Source organism: Bradyrhizobium lablabi, from assembly GCF_900141755.1.
Classification (GTDB): Bacteria; Pseudomonadota; Alphaproteobacteria; order Rhizobiales; family Xanthobacteraceae; genus Bradyrhizobium; species Bradyrhizobium lablabi_A.
This window is the reverse complement of record NZ_LT670844.1, coordinates 2046886-2066921: the sequence shown is the minus strand read 5'-3', so window position 1 is coordinate 2066921 and position 20036 is coordinate 2046886. Positions and strand designations below refer to the sequence as shown.

The 20036-nt window shown below is 59.1% G+C and carries 7 protein-coding genes and 1 pseudogene; 3 read left to right on the top strand and 5 right to left on the bottom strand.

The genetic code is table 11. The features are described 5' to 3' along the window. Nucleotides 1-41: 41 nt before the first annotated feature. Nucleotides 42-13070, top strand: coding sequence for a calcium-binding protein (locus tag B5526_RS09615; protein WP_079537986.1), 13029 nt, complete (start codon nucleotides 42-44; stop codon nucleotides 13068-13070). A 453-nt stretch (nucleotides 13071-13523) separates the two neighbouring features. On the opposite strand, the gene B5526_RS09610 is transcribed toward B5526_RS09615, so the two are convergent. From B5526_RS09610 to B5526_RS09590, 5 genes and pseudogenes are all read right to left on the bottom strand, one after another. Beyond that, nucleotides 13524-14701, bottom strand: a protein-coding gene (locus B5526_RS09610; protein WP_244562063.1) for an IS3 family transposase whose coding sequence is annotated in 2 segments (ribosomal slippage) — nucleotides 13524-14404 and nucleotides 14404-14701 — 1179 coding nt in all. Because the reading frame shifts where the segments join, the coding sequence is not laid out codon by codon here. A gap of 426 nt (nucleotides 14702-15127) precedes the next feature. After that, nucleotides 15128-15721: a DUF1993 domain-containing protein gene (locus B5526_RS09605; RefSeq protein ID WP_079537985.1), complete on the bottom strand. Its 594-nt coding sequence runs from the start codon at nucleotides 15719-15721 to the stop codon at nucleotides 15128-15130. A gap of 178 nt (nucleotides 15722-15899) precedes the next feature. Continuing rightward, nucleotides 15900-16259 (bottom strand): annotated as a pseudogene (locus B5526_RS09600) (GMC family oxidoreductase); the annotation flags it as partial. Between the two features lie 200 nt (nucleotides 16260-16459). Then, nucleotides 16460-16948: a MarR family winged helix-turn-helix transcriptional regulator gene (locus B5526_RS09595; protein WP_079537983.1), complete on the bottom strand. Its 489-nt coding sequence runs from the start codon at nucleotides 16946-16948 to the stop codon at nucleotides 16460-16462. A gap of 250 nt (nucleotides 16949-17198) precedes the next feature. Further along, nucleotides 17199-17768: an NADPH-dependent FMN reductase gene (locus tag B5526_RS09590; protein WP_197688429.1), complete on the bottom strand. Its 570-nt coding sequence runs from the start codon at nucleotides 17766-17768 to the stop codon at nucleotides 17199-17201. A gap of 131 nt (nucleotides 17769-17899) precedes the next feature. Here B5526_RS09590 and B5526_RS37560 point away from each other — a divergent pair, with 131 nt between their 5' ends. Then, nucleotides 17900-18301 (top strand): hypothetical protein, encoded by a 402-nt coding sequence (locus tag B5526_RS37560; protein WP_154071235.1) that lies wholly within the window; start codon nucleotides 17900-17902, stop codon nucleotides 18299-18301. A 436-nt stretch (nucleotides 18302-18737) separates the two neighbouring features. Then, the gene (locus B5526_RS09575) at nucleotides 18738-19946 is read left to right on the top strand and encodes an acyl-CoA dehydrogenase family protein (protein ID WP_079537980.1); all 1209 of its coding nucleotides are present in this window, start codon (nucleotides 18738-18740) and stop codon (nucleotides 19944-19946) included. The last annotated feature ends 90 nt before the right edge of the window (nucleotides 19947-20036 follow it).

Genomic DNA, 20036 nt, shown 5'->3' with positions numbered 1-20036 from the left:
CCAACGAAGTTAGTCGTTCCGATACATGGGGAGATTGAGGCATGGCCGATCCGTTTGTGCTTTCGCTGGACCAGATCAACCAATTGGTTATTCAGATTGCTCAGGTTCTCGGTCTCGTGTCGGCCGACAACACAAACCTTACGCAGCAAGAGATCGACGCTCTGAAAGTTGCGATCTTAGCGAAGGACCCCACAGGTGTGCCGGATACGCAAGGTGCGTTCATCGGGGCCTACAAGACTGTTGGCGGATGGATCACCGACAACAGCGATCCAAGCAACCCGCAAGCGATAGACGGAGTCGACAAGTCGGCTTGGACGTTTCTGCGCGCGGGGGCCAATATCAACGCTGGCGCGGCAACAGCCGAAGCTCTCACGGCCAGAGAGTATACAAGAATTGAATATGAGTTGCGGTTTGGGACAGACCCGGGCGACAGCACGATCAACAAGATGTCGAACGGCATCGCCTTCAATGTCATGAAGGACATCTTAAACAATAATGGCAAAATTCCAGATATCGATACGATAGCACAGGCTGACGCTCGCGTTGTCGTTGATGGGTATTTCAAACAAGAACAAGGTGGATGGGTCGGCAACGCGCTTTTTGATTATTTCGGAACCAACACACCTTTTGCCACTCTAGATCCATCAGCCAGCCCCTACGGAACTTACGATGTCTTTGCATCGATGTACGCGATGCAACAGGCGCTGCCTAAGCCGTCTAGCGCCGCATTCTGGAGTTTCTTGCTTTCGGACAACAATCCGTGGAGTCAATACAATCGAACTTATGTGATGAATCACAATTCGGTTGGCGGTGCTCAGACGGTCGCGAATCTGCAGGCGCTATCTAGCCAAATGGACGGCTGGATGAGCAGCAATTATTATCAAAACTGGAATGGTATGTTCAATACATACTTCAATCCCAGCGACACGGACAATGCCCTAACTACTTCAATTACCATTTACATGGGAAAGCTTGATGCTCCCGGCACTATCAATGGCAACAATAGCACGATCGATCTGACGTCGACGACACTGTCGTCAAGAATCATCGTCCGAGCCGGCAACGCGGACGATACTGTCAAGATGAGCGATCTCCCAGCTATCCAGGGTATTGTCGATGGCGGAAAAGGGATTAACACCCTCGACCTTTCCACAATGCAAGTTGGCGTCAACGTTCAAAGCCGACCAATCATCGGCGGCAACGAGGCGTTGAGCTTCAGAACGAAGACGCTCTTTGGTTCAATGTACGCCTATAACTTCGAACACCTTATCCTCCCAAATGCCGACGTTACCGTCAAACTTGATAATGCCGATGTTCCGCATCTTCAACAGATAGACACCGGGAATGGCAAAGACGCGATCGACAGCTCGGTCATCAACCTCGTCATCAATTTCGGGAACGGCACTAATTTTCTCAAGCACGCCGGACGCGGGTCCGTCATTAATGCGGGTCAGGGGCTTGATGCTTTTGTGATATCGAACGACATCCTCATCAAGGGCGCCAAGCCGACCGATGAGATTGTGAACGCGGCCGGCACCGTCGAGCACGGCGGGGTGGGGCAAATCGGATCGGAGAGCCCGTGGGTCGTCGGACCGGACGGCACAAGCTATGCTGTCGATAATCACGGCGAACTCGCCATCAAGGATACGCTCGGCAACATCACGTATGTTGCGAACTATCAGGGCGGCCCGAACGTCCCGTTCACCCAGCAGACCGCCGGCATTTTCATCGGCCTGGCCTCCGCGGACGCGGAAAAGCTGCTCGATCTGAAGCGTCCCTACGAAGAGAACATCCCGACGACGTTCAGGCTCGGCAACGAGTTGTATTTCGTGCGAACCGGCAAGTGCTTCTTTCCCGGTGGCTACGATCCGCTGGTGTTCGATCTCACCGGCGGCGGCATCAATCTCACCGGCGTCAGTGCTGCTGCACCGCTGTTCGATGCCAACCACACCGGCTTTGGTGTGCATACCGGCTGGTTCGAGCAGAACGACGGCATCCTGGTCATCGACAAGAACGGCAACGGCCAGATCGACGACATCAGCGAGGTCGTGGGCGGGCAGGGCGGCGGATTCGCCGCGCTGGCGCAGTATGACACCAACGGCGACGGAGTGATTGACGCCAGCGATCCGATCTATGCGCAGCTGCGCATCTGGCGCGATAGCAACGGCGACGGCAAGGTCGACCCCGGCGAACTGATGACGCTGGCGCAGGCCGGCATCGCGTCGATCAACGTCGCGTCCACGGCGCCGACCGGGACGAGCATCGCGGGCAACGCGGTGCTCGCGTCAGGCAGTTTCACGCGTGCCGACGGCACTACCGGTGCGGTCGACGACGTGACGTTCTCGACCGATCCGTTCAACTCCGTCTACAAAGGCGACAAGAGCGTGAGCGCGGCCGCGGCGGCGCTGCCCAACCTGAAGGGATACGGCACGCTCACCGACCTGCGGGTCGCCATGACCATCGATCCGGCCCTGGCCACAGCCGGGCAGGCAGGCGCTGCGCCAACATTGATCGACACCATTAACGTTAATCTTTCCAACTTGAACCAAATCGATCTGAACGCGCTGCGCGCCGCTGCAGTGCCGATTTTTGAGGCATGGGCACATGCCGTGGCGCTGCCCGACGCCAATGGCAATCTGCAGGTCTTGGACCCGGCCGCAGGCCATTCCGACATGGCGATCCTGGTCAACACCGACTCCGGCGGCACGAGCACGGTGAGCGATTTCGCCTATTGGTTCACCGACCCGCAAGGCGGCGGCTATTTCAAGCTCGCCAGCGGCAATGCTGTGACCGACGCGCAGGGCAACACCATCGGTCGTCCGACCTTCGCGCAGGTGATGGCGCAACCTGGCTGGACGGTGTTGACAGCCGGCGAGATCGGCTTCATGGAGCGCTACCTCGGCACGCCGCTGCCGATCGATAGCAGCTTGGGCAATACCGGCGCGCTGCTCGCCGCAATGCAGTCTTTCGTGACCGGCGCATGGACCGCGATGAATCTCGAGGCGGTGCGGCTTGCGATGCAGGGACCGCTCGCCTCGTATTTCCCGGGCCTCGTCTACAACTCATCGACGGACAAATTCTCGGCGACCAGCGACAAGGAACTGTCGCCGATGTACGGCGCCATTTTTGCCGCGGCGCCGGCGGATGCGGCCGGTGCCACCGCGTGGCTGACGCAATGGAAGCCGATCATCGACATCGTGCTCGGCGATTTCGACCGCGGCGAAGGACGCCTGGTCACCTATGGATATCAGTTCGCCAGCATGGTGCGGTCCTACGAGAGCGTCGGCCTGCCGATCAGCATCGTTCATGCCGGAGAAGCGCTGGGCGTCCCGCCCGGCGAGATCATCGATGGCGGCAGCTCGATCGCGGGGCCGTCGGGTAGCCCGAACATCTTCTATCTTCACGGTGGCGATCAGACCGTGACCACCAGCAACACATCGGTCGACAATTTCGTCATGGGCGGCGCGTTCGGACACGACGTGATCAATGCCGACCGCGGCAGCAGCGGCGGTGATGACATCTTGCGCCTCACCAATGTGCGCTCGACCGATGTTACCGCGACCCGCGACGGCCTCGACCTGATCCTGACCGTCAACGGCACCAACGAGCAGATCAGGGTAGTCGGCGAATTCATCGGTATCAAGCCCGGGCTCGCCGGCGGCAACCTGAACCCCAAGATGGGGGTGCAGCAGATCGTCTTCTCCGACGGGGTGGTGTGGAACAAGCCCGACATCTCCTGGGCAGTCTCGCATCCGGACCCGACCGATCAGATCATCCTCGGCACGCCCGACATGGACGTGCTCGATCCGGGTCTGGGCGGCGGCCATTATCTGTCCGGCGGCGGCGGCGGCGACATCTATCTCTTCGGCCGCGGCTATGGTCACGACACGATCGAGCAAAAGCGGACCTGGGCGCTGGACAATTTGCCCGCCTACGTCAAGTTCGGGCCAGGCATCGCCTTGTCGGATCTGAGCTTCGCGCGCCAGGGCAATTCCAACGACCTCGATATCACGATCAACGGGACCTCGGATCGGCTGACCATCATTGGTCAATTCCTGGCCGAATATACCGGCGTCGTTGGAACCATTTGGATCGATCGGATCGAAGGCCTCGCGTTCGCCGACGGATCCAGCTTCGCCTGGGACCAGATCATCCAGCTGCTGGATGCGCAGGCCAAAACCACCGGACAGAAGTTGATCTACGGTTTCGACTATAACGACACGCTCGATCCCGGCACCGGCATCCACTACCTATCCGGCGGCAACGGCAACAAAACTTATGTCTTCGACTTCGGCGACGCCTTCGACGTCGTCCAGAACCATCAGGGAAACCCCCTGAGCGACTCGTCGAGAACGATCCAGTTCGGCGCCAGCGTGCGGCCTCAAGACGTGACCTTCGCTCGCCTCGGAAACTCGCCCGATCTTGTTGTCACGCTGAGCGACGGTTCGACGCTGTGGGTCAAGGGGGAGTTCGCTCGGGGCTTTGCCGGGGTCGGCGGTCTCGCTCCAGATGTTGTCCAGAATTTCCAGTTTGCGGACGGCACTCTCATCACGTTCGACCAGATCCGCCAGCAACTGCTGGCCAAGACAGCCGGGAACAACGTCATTCTGGGGTCGGATTATACCGACGTGATGGACAGCGGTCCCGGCAACAATTACCTGGCCGGCGGCTACGGCAACGACACCTACGTGTTCGGCCACGGCTACGGCCACGACACCATCGACGACCTCGGTGGCACGGTCGCGTTCACTGCGGACGTAAGCCAGAGTGACGTCGAATGGTCGAAGCTCGGCTCCGACCTCATCGTAAAACTCAAGAGGTCGAATTCCTCGCTCAACATTCTCGACGAGTTTGCGGGCGCTGATATCACTGCGTTCCAGTTTGCCGGTGGAACCGTGCTTTCCCGCGACGACGTCTACGCCCTGGTCATGCAGGGGACCGGCGGCACCGACACCCTCGACGCGACCAATTTGAACGTGCTCTCCTCGCTCAGCCACCCGCCAATGCAGGGTGCCCCCGGCGATGTGATCATCGGCAGTGGCGGCGACACGATAAAGTTTGACGCCGGCGATGGCCGCGACGTGGTCGCCGACCCCCGGTACACCGGCGCCAACACGATCGACTTCGGCGCCGCGATCACACCGGGCATGGTCCACATCTATCAGCTCGGCACGAGCATGGTTTTCACCTTCGATGGGACCAACGACCGGATCGCTTATGTCGACAACCAGGTGTACGGCTTTCCAATCGGCAGCGTGGTGTTCGCCGACGGCACGACCTGGACCACCGCCGACGTCCAGGCCCGCTTGCAGGCCGGCACCAGCCTGGTAGCTAACCAGAACGGCGGATCTTACGAGTACGACTATAGCCTGTCGCAGGGTTACGCGATTGCCACGCCGCAATACGGTCAGGGCGGCACGGTCACGATCCGCGTCTCGGGCATTCTGTCTTCCGATGTCGATATCCAGCGCGTGCGTTTTCCGGATATCTTCACTGACGGCGGCGCCGGCATTCTGATCTCGGCGAAGGAGACCACCTCCGGCGGCCTTCTGATCGACAATTCCTCGGCCAATGTGCTGCCGTTCGATCAGCTCGTGTTCGACGACGGCACCGTATGGACCAGGGCGCAAGTGCAGCAGATGCTGCTCGATCAAGCGGCATTGTCGACCGGAAATAACACTATCTATGCGTTCGACGGAAACGAAACCATCACCTCTGGTCCCGGGGACGACGTGCTTGAGGGCGGCAAAGGCAACAACACTTTCGTCTACCGGCGCGGCGACGGCTTCGACAAGATCGTGGTGAACAAGGCGCCGGGCTCCGGCTATGTCGACACGCTGTCATTGCCGGACATTGCCTCGACCGATGTGTCGCTGCTGCGCTGGCCGGGCAAAGGCATCAACGACCTCGTCATCGAGATCGACGGCAAGAACGGTTCGCCTCAGGGGCAGATCACCATCGCGGACGAGTTCAACTACGGCTCCACGAGCGCATTCAGTTACCGAACCAACCCCGCCGATGCGGCGATCCAGCGGATCGCGTTCTCCGATGGCGTCGTCTGGAGCGAGGCCGACATCGAGGCGAAGCTGCTGGCGCAGGAGCAGCAACAGACGGGCATGAACGTCACCATCTATGGCTTCGATGGCTCCGATACGCTCTATGCCGGAAAGGGCGCCCGGACGCTCGTCGGAGGTCTCGGCAACGATACCTATGTCTGGACCTCCGGCGACGGCCCAACCTGGATCTCCCCTCAGGGGAATGGAGACCAGGGTGTTTTCTATGACCAGATCAATACGCTCGAGATCAAGGGCGTAAGACCGTCTGACGTGAGGGTCACTCGCAATCCAACGCCTGACGCACACGATCTGATCCTCACCATGGCGGGCCAGAGCCCTATTGTCCTGCAGGGTCAGACCGATACGAGCCCTGCCAACGTTATCCAGCGCGTCGTGTTCGACGATGGAACCATTTGGGACGCAACGGACCTCGTTCTGATGGCGGACGGCGGGATTGCGTCCAGTCCAAACGGCGTCACGGCGCGCTCGTTCGACGGCATGGCTCCCAACACCACCCTCTCCGGAACGGCGAGCAATGATGTCTATTTCTGGGGTGGCGGTGACGGCAATGACACGATTGCGGAGATCGACTCCCCGGCTTGGGTCAAGGCGGACGCCCTGCGCCTGCGCGGCCTTAATCTGAGCGATGTAACCTTCGCGGTTGCAGCCGCTCAACAGATCGATCTCATCATCATCGACAACGCAACCGGCGAGCGCCTGACCGTCGCCGGCGAGTTCGCCGGCGCGTCAACCGATGGTCACACGGGGGCCCCGGGGGACAAAACCGGCATCGAAAGGTTCATCTTCGCCGATGGAACTGTTTTGAATGCGACGCAGATCCTCAATAGGGCCGTTTATATCGCCTCACCCGGCCACGATACTATCCATAACCTCGGGCTTGGCGCCGGGAATCTTCCGTTGGTCGCCAGCCCGGGCGTGCACCTTCTCGTCGGAGATGCTCGTTGGTCCGATACCTACATTTGGAAACCCGGTGACGGAGACGTCCAGATCTTAGATCGGGGCGCTCCATCGACCGCGATCGATACGCTGCGGCTGGTCGGGATAGCCAGTAACGCCATCAGCATGCTACGATCCGGGACCGATTTGCTGATCCGAATGCAGCAGTCCGGTGAGACCATCACGGTCAGCCAGGAATTTTCCAACGAGCAGGGCGACGGGATCGAACGCATTGTGTTCGACGACGGAACGGTCGTCGACGTTCCGAAAACGTTCGGGATCATTCATGCTGGCCAAACCGCGATCTTTGAGAAAGGAGCGGGACAGGTTGTCCTGACCCCGACCGGCGACAATATTACGCTGCAAATGGCGCCGGATATTTCGGCCTCGGACGGGATCCTGCAATCGGACGCAGCCGGCGATCTGATCGTCAAGCTCCTGGATGCAGGCGACAGCGTCACCGTAAGGGGCGATCTGATACACAACATCTTTAACCAGACGCATAGCCAGTTCAGCGCCATCACTTTCGGGGACGGCAGCTCCTGGGACTTGAACCAGCCGCTGACCTTCACGTGGATAGGCTCGGCCGGCAACACCACCTTGACCGGCAGCAACTATGGTTCAAACCTGTTCGATCTCGGCCCCGGCGGCGACACGGTAACAGCTGCCGCGACGACGGACGTCTTCGTGTTCGACAAGGGAGACGGCCAGGCGAACGTGACGCTCGTCGGAGGCGGCACGCTCAGGATGGCGTCGGATATTTCGGCCTCGGACGCGATGCTGCAATCGGACGCAGCCGGCGATCTTATCGTGAAGCTGCGCGACACCGGCGACAGCATCACATTCGTGCGGGATCTTGGGCGCTCCATTTCCAACCAGACATTCAGCCAGCTGGGCGCCATCACCTTCGGCGACGGCAGTTCCTTGGACTTGACCCAGCCGCTGACTTTCACCTGGGCGGGCTCGGCTGGCAACACGACCTTGACCGGTAGCACTTATGGTTCGAACGTGTTCGATCTCGGCCCCGGCGGCGACACGGTGACAGCCAATACGGCCAACGACGTTTTCGTATTCGACAAAGGAGACGGCCAGGCGAACGTGACGCTCGCCGGAGGCGGCACACTGAGGATGGCGTCCGATATCTCGGCCTCGGACGTGATCCTGCAATCGGACGCGGCCGGCGATCTCACCGCGAAGCTGCTCGACACCGGCGAGAGCATCACGTTTGTGAGGGACCTGTCTTCCAACCAGACGCATAGCCAACTCAGCGCCGTCACCTTTGGAGACGGCAGCTCCTGGGACTTGACCAAGCCAGTGACTTTCACGTGGACTGGCTCGGCCGGCAACACGACTTTGACCGGTACCAACTATGGTTCGAACGTGTTCGATCTCGGCCCCGGCGGTGACACAGTGGTGGCCGGTACAGCCAACGACGTCTTCGTGTTCGACAAGGGCGACGGCCAGGCGAACGTCACGCTCGCCGGAGGCGGCACGCTCAGATTGGCATCGGACATCTCGGCCTCGGACGTGATCCTGCTGTCGGACGCAGCCGGCGATCTTACCGTGAAGCTGCTCGACACCGGCGACAGCATCACGTTCGCGGGGGACCTGTCGCTGGACAATTCCAACCATACGCATAGCCAGCTGAGCGCCATCACCTACGGCGACGGCAGCTCCTGGAACCACCCATTGGTGGCTGGGGTCGGCGACAAGTATTTGAATGGCGGAGGAGGACCGGACACCTACGTGTATTCGTCGGCCGGCGGCAACGACATCATCGATGATGGCGGCAGTCTGTCGAGCCTGGTGTTCAGCGATATTGCCTCGACGGGCGTGACGCTTTCGCGCAACGGCACAAGCGAGGACCTTGTGCTGACGATCGGTAGCACCGGCAAGACGGTCACGGTGAGGGGCCAGTTCAATTGGGTACACAACGGCCAAATGCAGTCGGTGACCTTTGCCGACGGCGTGGTGTGGACGCCGGCATACATCAAGCAGACGCTGCTGAACCAGGAGACGGCCGCGGTTTCCGGGGGGGTCTACGGTTATGCCAACAGCAATGATACGCTGGTGGCCGGAGTCGGCGACAAGTACTTAAATGGCGACGGCGGCTCGGACACCTATGTCTACTCGTCGGCTGGCGGCAACGACATCATCGATGATGGCGGCAGTCTGTCGAGCCTGGTGTTCAGCGATATTGCCTCGACGGGCGTGACGCTTTCCCGCAACGGCACAAGCGAGGACCTTGTGCTGACGATCGGTAGCACCGGCAAGACGGTCACGGTGAGGGGCCAGTTCAATTGGGTACACAACGGCCAAATGCAGTCGGTGACCTTTGCCGACGGCGTGGTGTGGACGCCGACGTATATCAGGCAGACGCTGCTGAACCAGGAGACCGCTGCGGCTTCCGGGGGGGTCTACGGTTATGCCAACAGCAATGATACGCTGGTGGCCGGAGTCGGCGACAAGTACTTAAATGGCGACGGCGGCTCGGACACCTATGTCTACTCGTCGGCCGGCGGCAACGATGTCATCGATGATGGCGGCAGTCTGTCGAGCCTGGTGTTCAGCGATATTGCCTCGACGGGCGTGACGCTGTCGCGCAACGGCACAAGCGAGGACCTTGTGCTGACGGTCGGCAGCACCGGCAAGACGGTCACAGTGAGGGGCCAATTCAATTGGGTGCACAACGGCCAAATGCAGTCGATGACCTTTGCCGACGGCGTGGTGTGGACGCCGGCATTTATCAAGCAGACACTGCTGAACCAGGAAACGGCGGCGGCTTCCGGCAGCGTTTACGGCTATGCCAACAGCAACGATACGCTGGTTGCCGGCGTCGGCGACAAGTATCTGAATGGCGACGGCGGCTCGGACACCTATGTCTACTCGTCGGCGGGTGGCAACGATGTCATCGATGATGGCGGCAGTCTGTCGAGCCTGGTGTTCAGCGATATTGCCTCGACGGGCGTGACGCTGTCGCGCAACGGCACAAGCGAGGACCTTGTGCTGACGGTCGGCAGCACCGGCAAAACGGTCACAGTGAGGGGCCAGTTCGACTTTGCGAACCGCGGCCAAATGCGGTCGATGACCTTTGCCGACGGCGTTAGCTGGAATCAGGCTCAGGTTCTGAGCATCCTAAATAGCGGTACAGGTGGCTCCAGCGATTACGTATTCAACCTGGGCGCTGGAAAGGTCACGCTCGACACCACTGTGGGCATCGTTCGGATGGGTGCAGGCACCGCCGCCGACGATGTCTTGCTGCATGCCGATGCTTCGGGGAACCTCACGGTCGCACTTCGCAACAGCAGTGACTCGATCCTCGTCAATGGCGATCTGAACAACAACTCATGGGGCGTGTCGAGCACTTTGCATCAGCTCAAGTTCGGCGACGGTACCGTGTTGAACATTGGAGAGCCGGCGTCGGGCCAAGGGCAGCCTATAACCTTCACCTGGCTCGGATCAGCTACCAACACCTCGTTGGTTGGCAGCAATTATGGTTCGAACGTCTTCGAGGTCGCTCCCGGTGGCGGCGATTCAATCCAATTTGGTAACACCAATAGCGGAGGTAACGGTCAGAACACGATCCTGTTCAACTCCGGCGACGGTCATGACACAGTTAATCTAAACAACGGCGTCGGAACCGTTCAATTTGGCGCTGGAATCACCGCCAACGACGTCCTGCTGCAAACCGATGCCTGGGGAGATCTCACTGTTGCATTGCGTAACAGCAGTGACGCGATCCTCGTCAATGGCGATCTGAACAACAACTCATGGGGCGTGTCGAGCGGGCTCAGTCAACTGAAGTTCAGTGACGGAACCACCATGAATGTCGGAAAGCGCGCCGCAGGCCAGGGATCACCGCTCAATTTCACGTGGGTCGCAAGCGCCAGCGTGACATCCCTTGCCGGCGGCAATTATGGTTCGAACGTTTTCGAGGTCGCTCCCGGTGGCGACTTCATCCAATTTGGAAATACCAGAAATGGTGGCGACGGCCAGAACACGATCCTGTTTAACTCCGGGGACGGTCATGACATCGTTAATCTAAACAGTGGTACCGGAACCGTTCAATTTGGCGCTGGCATCTCCGCCAACGACATCCTGCTGCAAACCGATGCCTGGGGAGATCTCACTGTTGCATTGCGTAACAGCAGTGACGCGATCCTCGTCAATAGCGATCTGAACAACAATTCGTGGGGCGTGTCGAGCGGGCTCAGTCAACTAAGGTTCAGTGACGGAACCACCATGAATGTCGGACAGCCCGCCGCAGGCCAGGGATCACCGCTCAATTTCACGTGGGTCGCAAGCGCCAGCGCGACATCCCTTATCGGCGGCAATTATGGTTCGAACGTTTTCGAGGTCGCTCCCGGTGGCGACTTCATCCAATTTGGAAATACCAGAAATGGTGGCGACGGCCAGAACACGATCCTGTTCAACTCCGGCGACGGTCATGACATCGTTAATCTAAACAGTGGTACCGGAACCGTTCAATTTGGCGCTGGCATCACCGCCAGCGACGTCTTGCTGCAGACCGATGCTTGGGGAGATCTTACCGTTGCGCTTCGTGGCACTAATGACTCGATCCTCGTCAATAGCGATCTGAACACCAACTCGTGGGGCGTGTCGAGCGGGCTCAGTCAACTGAAGTTCAGCGACGGAACCACTATGAATCTCGGACAGCCCGCCGCAGGCCAGGGATCACCGCTTACCTTCACGTGGGTCGCAAGCGCCGGCGTGACATCCCTTACCGGTGGCAACTACGGTTCGAACGTCTTCGAAGTCGCTCCCGGCGGGGATTCGATCCAATTTGGAAATACCAGAAATGGTGGCGACGGCCAGAACACGATCCTGTTCAACTCCGGCGACGGTCATGACATCGTTAATCTAAACAGTGGTACCGGAACCGTTCAATTTGGCGCTGGCATCACCGCCAGCGACGTCTTGCTGCAGACCGATGCTTGGGGAGATCTTACCGTTGCGCTTCGTGGCACTAATGACTCGATCCTCGTCAATAGCGATCTGAACACCAACTCGTGGGGCGTGTCGAGCGGGCTCAGTCAACTGAAGTTCAGCGACGGAACCACTATGAATCTCGGACAGCCCGCCGCAGGCCAGGGATCACCGCTTACCTTCACGTGGGTCGCAAGCGCCGGCGTGACATCCCTTACCGGTGGCAACTACGGTTCGAACGTCTTCGAAGTCGCTCCCGGCGGGGATTCGATCCAATTTGGAAATACCAGAAATGGTGGCGACGGCCAGAACACGATCCTGTTCAACTCCGGCGACGGTCATGACATCGTTAATCTAAATAGTGGTACGGGAACCGTTCAATTTGGCGCTGGCATCACCGTCAGCGCCGTCTTGCTGCAGACCGATGCTTGGGGAGATCTTACTGTCGCACTTCGCAACAGCAGCGACTCGATCCTCGTCAATGGCGATCTGAACAACAATTCGTGGGGCGTGTCGAGTGGGCTCAACCAACTGAAGTTCAGCGACGGAACCACTATGCATATCGGAGAGCCCGCCGCGGGCCAGGGAGCACCGCTTACCTTCACCTGGGTGGGAAGCGCCAATGCCTCAATAACTGGTAGCAGCTTCGGGTCAAACACCTTCGAACTCGGTTCCGGAAGCGAATCGGTCACAGGCGGCAACAAAGCCAATGGCGGCAGCGGCAACAATACATACCTGGCGTCATCGAACACTGGCCAAGCGACCATCTACGCCAACGCAGCCTCCGGCACCAACAACGAACTCGATTTTACCGGAGGCATCACCGACGAAAACCTATGGTTTATAAAGTCGGGTAACGATCTGAAAATCGATCTCTTGGGAACGAACACAAACGTAACGGTGAACGGTTGGTTTGCGGGCGGCTCTAGCCAGCTGCAGGAGATCACTGCGGGAGGAATGAAGCTCGATAGCCAAGTTTCGCAATTGGTTCAGGCGATGGCTACTTATTCTGCGAATAATTCGGGATTTGACCCCACCGCATCCAGCAATCAAGTTGTTCCAAATGACAACGGTCTTCAGACCGCGATGTCCGTAGCCTGGCATACCTGACGAGAGAGCCTGGACTGCCGCTACTCCGACGTCCGACTAGAGGGGGGACGTTGGCCTTTCTCTTGTTGAAGGCGCTGTACTTTGCTGGTGCTGGCTGGTCCAACTTTCACGATCAAATACGAGCGCCATCATTCGACGGCTGTGGAGAGGGGTTGCCGCTGCGAGGCGCCGTCTAAGGGCCCAAAGCCGCAATACTCTCGTAGCAAGATGGGTCCGGCGAACTGAATAGGAGAGACCGAAAGCCTAATCAGTCTGTTGCTACCATTAGGTAGAGTCGTTGGGTTTGGATTAAGATCGGTTGCGCCTGAGGCGAAGCTGGACTTGACAAGAAACGCGTTAAATGGCCGCTATGGGCGCAGAGCACACGTCCCATCTGGGGAGGGGGCCGACTGCCAAGGTCGCGCCAAAGCTCCTAGCGGGCGGGTTGATCTTCCCCCGAAAAAATGGACAGGGTTAAGCTGCTTTTAGCTCCATCTCGATCGGGCTGATGTAGCCGATGGCCGAGTGACGCCGAGTTCGATTGTAGAAGCCTTCAATGTAGGCAAAGATATCGCGTTTGGCTTCTGCTCGTGTTGCATATTGCCGGTGATGAACGAGCTCGGTTTTGAGCGTGTGGAAGAAGCTCTCCATCGGGGCATTGTCGTAGCAGTCGCCCTTGCGGCTCATCGAGGCCCGGAAGCCGGCGGACTGCATCACCTTGCGGTAGTCCGCCGAGGCATATTGAACGCCCCGATCGGAATGGTGGATCAGGCCGGCGCCAGGCCGCTGCGCCGAGATGGCCATCTTCAATGCTACCAACGGCAGGTCGGCGCGCAAATGATTCTCCATCGCCCAGCCCACGATCCTGCGGCTGTAGAGGTCCAAGATGGTGGCCAGATAGAGCCAGCCCTGATCGGTCTCGACATAGGTGATGTCGGCGAGCCAGATCCGGTTCGGCGCGGCGGCGGTGAAGTTGCGGTCGAGCAGGTTCGGGGCGATCGGGAGGTCGTGGCGGCTGTCGGTGGTCCGCACCCGGCTTCGCCGCGCCATGATGGCCCTGATACCGTGATGGCGCATCAATCGCTCAATGCGACCGCGGCTCGCCCCGCGGCCCTGCGCCTTCAGCTCGACATGGATGCGCGGGCTGCCATAGCGTCCGCAGGTATCGCGATGGACCCGCCTGATGTCGTCAATGAGGTGACGATTGGCGGCGGATCGCCGGCTCTCCGGGCGGGAGCGCCAGGCATAATAGCCGGCCGGCGAGACCCCGAGCACGTCGCACAGGATCGTCACCGGGTAATCGGCGCGGCGATCTTCGATGAAGCGGAATCTCATGTCCGCGTTCCAGCAAAGATCGCGATCGACTTTTTTAAAATGTCGCGCTCCATGCGCAGCCGCTCGTTCTCTCGCTGCAAACGAGCGATCTCTGCCGCGTGGTCCGCCGACGGCAGCGTCGCCTGCGTTGTGGGGCGCCGCGCCGCCGCCGTCGGCTCCCGCCCAGCCCCACGTAGTTCCACCCAGCGCCGCAGCACCGAATCGCGCAGCCCAAGTTCCCTGGCCACCGATCCGATCGATCGGCCGCTCGAAGCCACCAGATCGACCGCTTGCCGCTTGTAGTCGTCCGTAAACGACCGACGTTGACGTCCTTCCATCCGACACCTCCTGGCTCCTTGAGCCTACTACAGGTGTCCATCAATTCGGAGGAGGTTCAGGTGGGGCTATTTGTGAGGCGGACGTCGCTGGGGCGGCTGGTGATATCGGTGACCGGCTACCCTCGTCGACGTAGGGAGAGGGTTCGAACCGGGTTCCTTTCCCTCCGCCACAGACTTTTGTCCGCAGACCTCTCCAACGATGGATACCCTGGAAATCTCCCAATAAAGTGGGGCTTTTCTAGATTAGCTGTACTTGAGATTGGCGGCCTGCGGCCTTGTCGTCTCCGACACGACGTTTTCTCTCCAAACCTTCGTACCTTGTTATGTTAGTGGTCAAAATCTGACGCTTGAGTCCCGGCGGTCTGGTGGCGATGCTATCGATCGAACTTCCGGTTTCGGGCCGGAAGTCAACTGTGAGAATCGACCCTAGCCGTGTGTCGCAGAGTCCGATTTGGGCGAGGTCGACCTAGTGCGCAGCTGCCCCTCGTAGTCGCGCTTGCCAAGCGGCACGCCCCGCGAGCGCAGGATGTCATAGGCGGTGACGGCGTGGAAATGAAAGTTGGGCAGCGAAAAGGAAAGAAGGAAAGTCTCCGACGTGAAAGCGAGTTGTCGCGGCGCCCAGGCCGACGAGCGATCATCTTCGTCGAGCGGGCGGTGGAGGGCAATGTTCAGCGCCTTGCCGGCCCAGCCATTGACCTCGGCGGGCGTGAGCGCCTCCAGCGCCGCTATCGCCTCGTCTACCAACGCCCGCAGCCCGGCGAAAGGCATCGCCCCGATCAGCGCCGGCGGAGCGAAGACGCCGGTCTTCACCGCCTCAAGCCCCCACACCGAATGATGCGACAGGGCTTCGATCTGGAAGTGAAACGGCGCCATGTCGGCGATCAGTCGCGCATGCACGAAGTCGTCCGGGTCGGCGCCGGTCTCGGCGCAGTGCTTCGCGGCGCGCTGAAGGAAGCCCGCGACGGCCCTAACGGTCTGCAAGAAGGTTGGCACGCTGAGGTCGTAGAGTGATGTCGCCATCGTCGCCCCCTTGGTTGGACCGGTCCACGCTAGTGGATGAATTTTAGCATTTGAATCCCGTAGGGGGATTCCTGTTTGGGCGGGGCATGTGAATCTATTGGATGCGCACAGGAATATCCCTCACCGTTACGCCTGCCATCCGTCGCCATCTGAAGGCTGTGGCCGCAAATCGCAACAGTCCACCGCCAAGCACCTTGCCCATATTCAGCGGAATGGAGCGTCCGTTAAGGTGTGGATTGGGCTGGGCCCTAAAAGCCCAGTCACGTTCGCTGCCAAGGTTCAGAGGCCATTGGCCTGCCTCTATGACGCTTGGCATATCGTCGCTGCCGCCGGCCTCCAGCAGGAGAACGCTGACGTCTGCGTTCTCGGCCAATCGGCGCGCTACCACCGAACCAGATGAGCCAGATCCGCAGACGATGAAGTCATAGTGCGGCTTTAGTTCAGCCGTGAGTTTTTGTTGGTCGGCACGTACCCGTTCGGCAAATCCTGCCGTGTGAGTGTTCTGCTCGGGATCAGATTCAAACCTGGCACTGCTCATTATATCTGGCCTTTACCATTGCTAACGGCCGATGCCTGCGCCACGTGCGGTAGGCGTTTCAAGATGCGCTCCCTTGACATAGCATGCTATTATTCGTGGCGTGGCTGCGTCAAGCGGAATTGGATGAGACACGCCTATGTGAAACGCGTAGTCGCGTCAGTCACGGGAAGCCGATCGAAAATGTACGAAAACGAGAACCTTTATTTTCGTCCGTAGCGTTCAATGTTCAGGTTCTGAATCATGATTCCCGCTAGACGGAAGAACTGATCGACTTCTGCTGCGCTAAGCCCATCAGTCGCGAGCTTCTCAACCTCGTGTGCTGCAGCGCGCATAACCTGACTGAGTTTTCGACCCTTGGCCGAAAGTGTGACGTGACTGCGCCGGCCATGATCAGGGTCGGGTTTGCGTTGAATGAGCCCATCTCGCTCCATACGCCGCAAGGTAATAGCCATTGTGGGCTGCTCGATCCCTACCAGACGCGAAAGCTCTGCCTGGGTTGAATCCGGCAATTGCATGAGCCAGGCGATAATCGGATAAACTCCGGGCAGGACGCCGTGCCGCGCCGTTCGTTTTGACAAACTCCAAACGATATTCCGCCCCAGGGTGTTGACGGCAAGACCAAGTATCTTTTGGTGGTCGACGGGGACGGTCGGTTCGGCAGACTGGAGGCGCGTGCTTTTTTTTGACATCTATTTTTCCGGCAAAAGGGTTTTGCGCTGCCGGTCCTAGGCAGCATAGTCATTTACCGCACAATTGTGCTGGGGCAAGCAGCGTCGCGGTCTTCGGCGAGCCATGCCGGGGAGGTGCTTAAAAATCCGGAAAATGGATCGGTATCGCTGCTGGGCGTACAAGCAGGTCTGTAGCGGCTCTCCACAGCCAGTCTACGGTGTTTCTTGCCGAGAGGCTCGGGAGCTATCCGTGCCTGGATCCGACTGACGATTAGCTAACAGCCCTGGCTCTTAGAAGCGCAAATTCCACCACTTGCTGCGACAAAATTCTCAGTTGGGTTTCGATTCGCGGAGAGATGCAATTGCCCGCAGTATCGAACACCTGATCTGAGGTGACGATTGTAACGCCCAAGGGCGTTGGCCAACCCCGCAAAGCATGAACGACGGACCTGAGGGCAGCGAGAGTCGTGACGGCCGCCTGTTCTCCGGCGGCCGTGACCACGCAACCGACCGGCCGATCCTCCAGATAGGGACGCTTATCGCTTCTCAGGTCTTCCGTGTAATCGAGTGCGTTCTTGACCAAGCCTGACAAGCCACCGTGATACCCGGGCGTCCCAAGAATGATGCCGTCAGCCTTGCCCAGTTCCGCCGTGATCCGATTGGCCTTGGTATTCGATGGAGCCCCCGGGACATAGGCTGGCAGGTTGATGTCGCTCCCGCAGAGCAGCAAGGTATCAGCCCCTTGGGATGCGGCTGCTCGCAGCGCCAACGATAGCGCTTTTTCGGTGGACGATCCTTCTCGGGTCGTTCCGCCCAGTCCGACGATGTAGGGTCTAGACACGGTTTAGGCCTCCAGAAGGTCGCGGCGCAACACGACAACGTTACGCTGACACGATGATAGTATACTATTATCTTGCCGACCTGCAAATCACATCCAGCGGCGTGATGCCGAGCGCCTGGGAGATCTTCTCGATGACACCACTTTCGTCCCCATCGGTAACCATGAGTATTGCCTCGCTGGTGACCGCCATCAATGTCCTGATCGCAGTCGGATTTTCGATCGCAGGACTTATGAGCCCGAATTCGATACTGCCGGCGAGCTCCACTCCGACAGATGCCTCATTCATATTTGCGATGTACGCCGCGGCCCGTACGATTCCGCTCGCCCTTATGGCTCTAATCGCGATCTACAAACATTCGGAACCAGCGTTGCTCATACTGGGTACACTGGCGGGTTTCATTCAATTGCTGGATGCCGGGGTTGGGTTGTTGCAGCATGATCTGGGGAAATCAATTGGACCTCTCGTCATTGCCGCATTCCAATTTTTCGCGGTGTACCTGTTGAATAGGTCCCCACGAAGCAGCATAGAATAGCGACTGCAACCAATTAGGTCAGGTATAATCGCGTTCCTTTCGGTGGTGCCGTTGCGTCGAGCCTATTGATAGTTGGATCCGGGATAGCCCTCGGTCGGGGTGATGCGTCTTTCTGCGAATGGGTCAGAAGATTGCCTGAGCTGCTTTCATTCCTCTGATTCTGCCAACCAATATTCCATTTTTTTCTTGGCGAGCGCAGCCCGCTCGCGGCTCATGATTTCCAACCCTGCAAATTGATCTTTTGAATTCATTGAGATCCCCTAATCGTTTCCCCAGTCTAACCAGCTCCTTATGAGGGCCAACTGACACGTTCGTGAGTATGTTTCCGAACATTGCAATGGGTAAGTGTCTTTCCCGCGTTTCCGAATGTTACAACCGTAGCCTCTTTCGCAAATGTTGAAACTCAGCGGCAACCTGAGCGCCATAGGGCTGAGCGATGAGTCAAACAGCCCAACGTTTTCTCGCCGATATCCGGGAGTTGGCGCCTCACGTCACCGCACGCGCAACAGAGATTGAAGCCGGACGCCGTATTCCGCCCGATCTGGTGGAAACGCTGAGATCGATCGGCGTGTTTCGCATGTTCGTGCCTCAGACTCATGGCGGGCTGGAGCTCGATCTGCCGACGGCGCTGGAGGTCATCGCGACACTCAGCAGACTAGACGGTTCGGTCGCTTGGACCGCGATGATCGGCGCCGGGTCCGCCATCTTCGTGCCCTACCTGCCGCGGGAGACTTACGATCAAGTCTACCAGAACGGTCCGGACATGATTATTGCCGCGTCGGCCCAGCCCGCGGGTACGGCCGAGGCGGTGCCTGGTGGCTGGCGGATCAACGGACGGTGGCCGTTCATGAGCGGCTGCCAGCATGCCGATTGGATCCTCGGGTTCTGCATCGTGACCGAAGGTGGGAAGCCATTACCCGGACCGGCCGGGGAGGACGGCCCGCCAATGCTTCGGGGCTTCGTGTTGCCGGCGCGCGAGTGGCAGATCGAGGACACCTGGTACGTCGCAGGGCTCAAGGGTACCGGGAGCCATCATGTCACGCTCAGGGACATGTTGGTCCCGGCGGCGAACTCCTTCGATCCGGTGAGCGGCGGACGATGTCAGCCGGGGCCGCTCTATCAAGCCGTGCTGCAGCTTATTCCGCTGTTCCACTCCGCCTTCGCCGTCGGTATAGCCGAGGGCGCGCTAGATGCACTCGTCGAACTCGCCAATACCGGGCGGCAGCAGCAGCGGGCCGCCGTGCCGATGCGGGCTTCAGAAATATTCCAATACGAACTCGGCTGCATCGAAGCTGAACTCAGAGCAGCGCGGGCATTTTGCCAAGTCCAGGCCCGGAGTCATTGGCACCACGCACTTGCCGGAACGCTGAATAATGATGCTCTCCTGGCACAAGGCACGCAAACAGCGATTTGGGTCACCGCGACCTGCGTTCGTGTCGTCGATGCATGTTTTGCTGCAGGCGGCGGCAGTGCGCTTTATGAGACCTCGCCATTGCAGCAGCGAATGCGCGACCTTCACGTCGCGGCCCAACATGTGGGTGTGCAACAGCGACATTACGTAAATTCGGGCAAGCTGCTCCTGGACAGTCCCACCGCTAAATCGAATATCGTTGGCGACTCACTGCCAGATTCCCGCGAGAGGTAGGACGTTTCCACTCTTTCCGATTCTTCTCGACACGGACGCGTCGGAAAAAACAAACAACGTCATTCTCGATAATCCAAGGCCAAAAATATC

Coding starts and splice junctions, on each gene's coding strand:
- B5526_RS09615 (WP_079537986.1), top strand. CDS start 42: ATGGCCGATCCGTTTGTGCTTTCGCTGGACCAGATCAACCAATTGGTT.
- B5526_RS09605 (WP_079537985.1), bottom strand. CDS start 15,721: ATGGCGACATCACTCTACGACCTCAGCGTGCCAACCTTCTTGCAGACC.
- B5526_RS09595 (WP_079537983.1), bottom strand. CDS start 16,948: ATGTCAAAAAAAAGCACGCGCCTCCAGTCTGCCGAACCGACCGTCCCC.
- B5526_RS37560 (WP_154071235.1), top strand. CDS start 17,900: ATGACACCACTTTCGTCCCCATCGGTAACCATGAGTATTGCCTCGCTG.
- B5526_RS09575 (WP_079537980.1), top strand. CDS start 18,738: ATGAGTCAAACAGCCCAACGTTTTCTCGCCGATATCCGGGAGTTGGCG.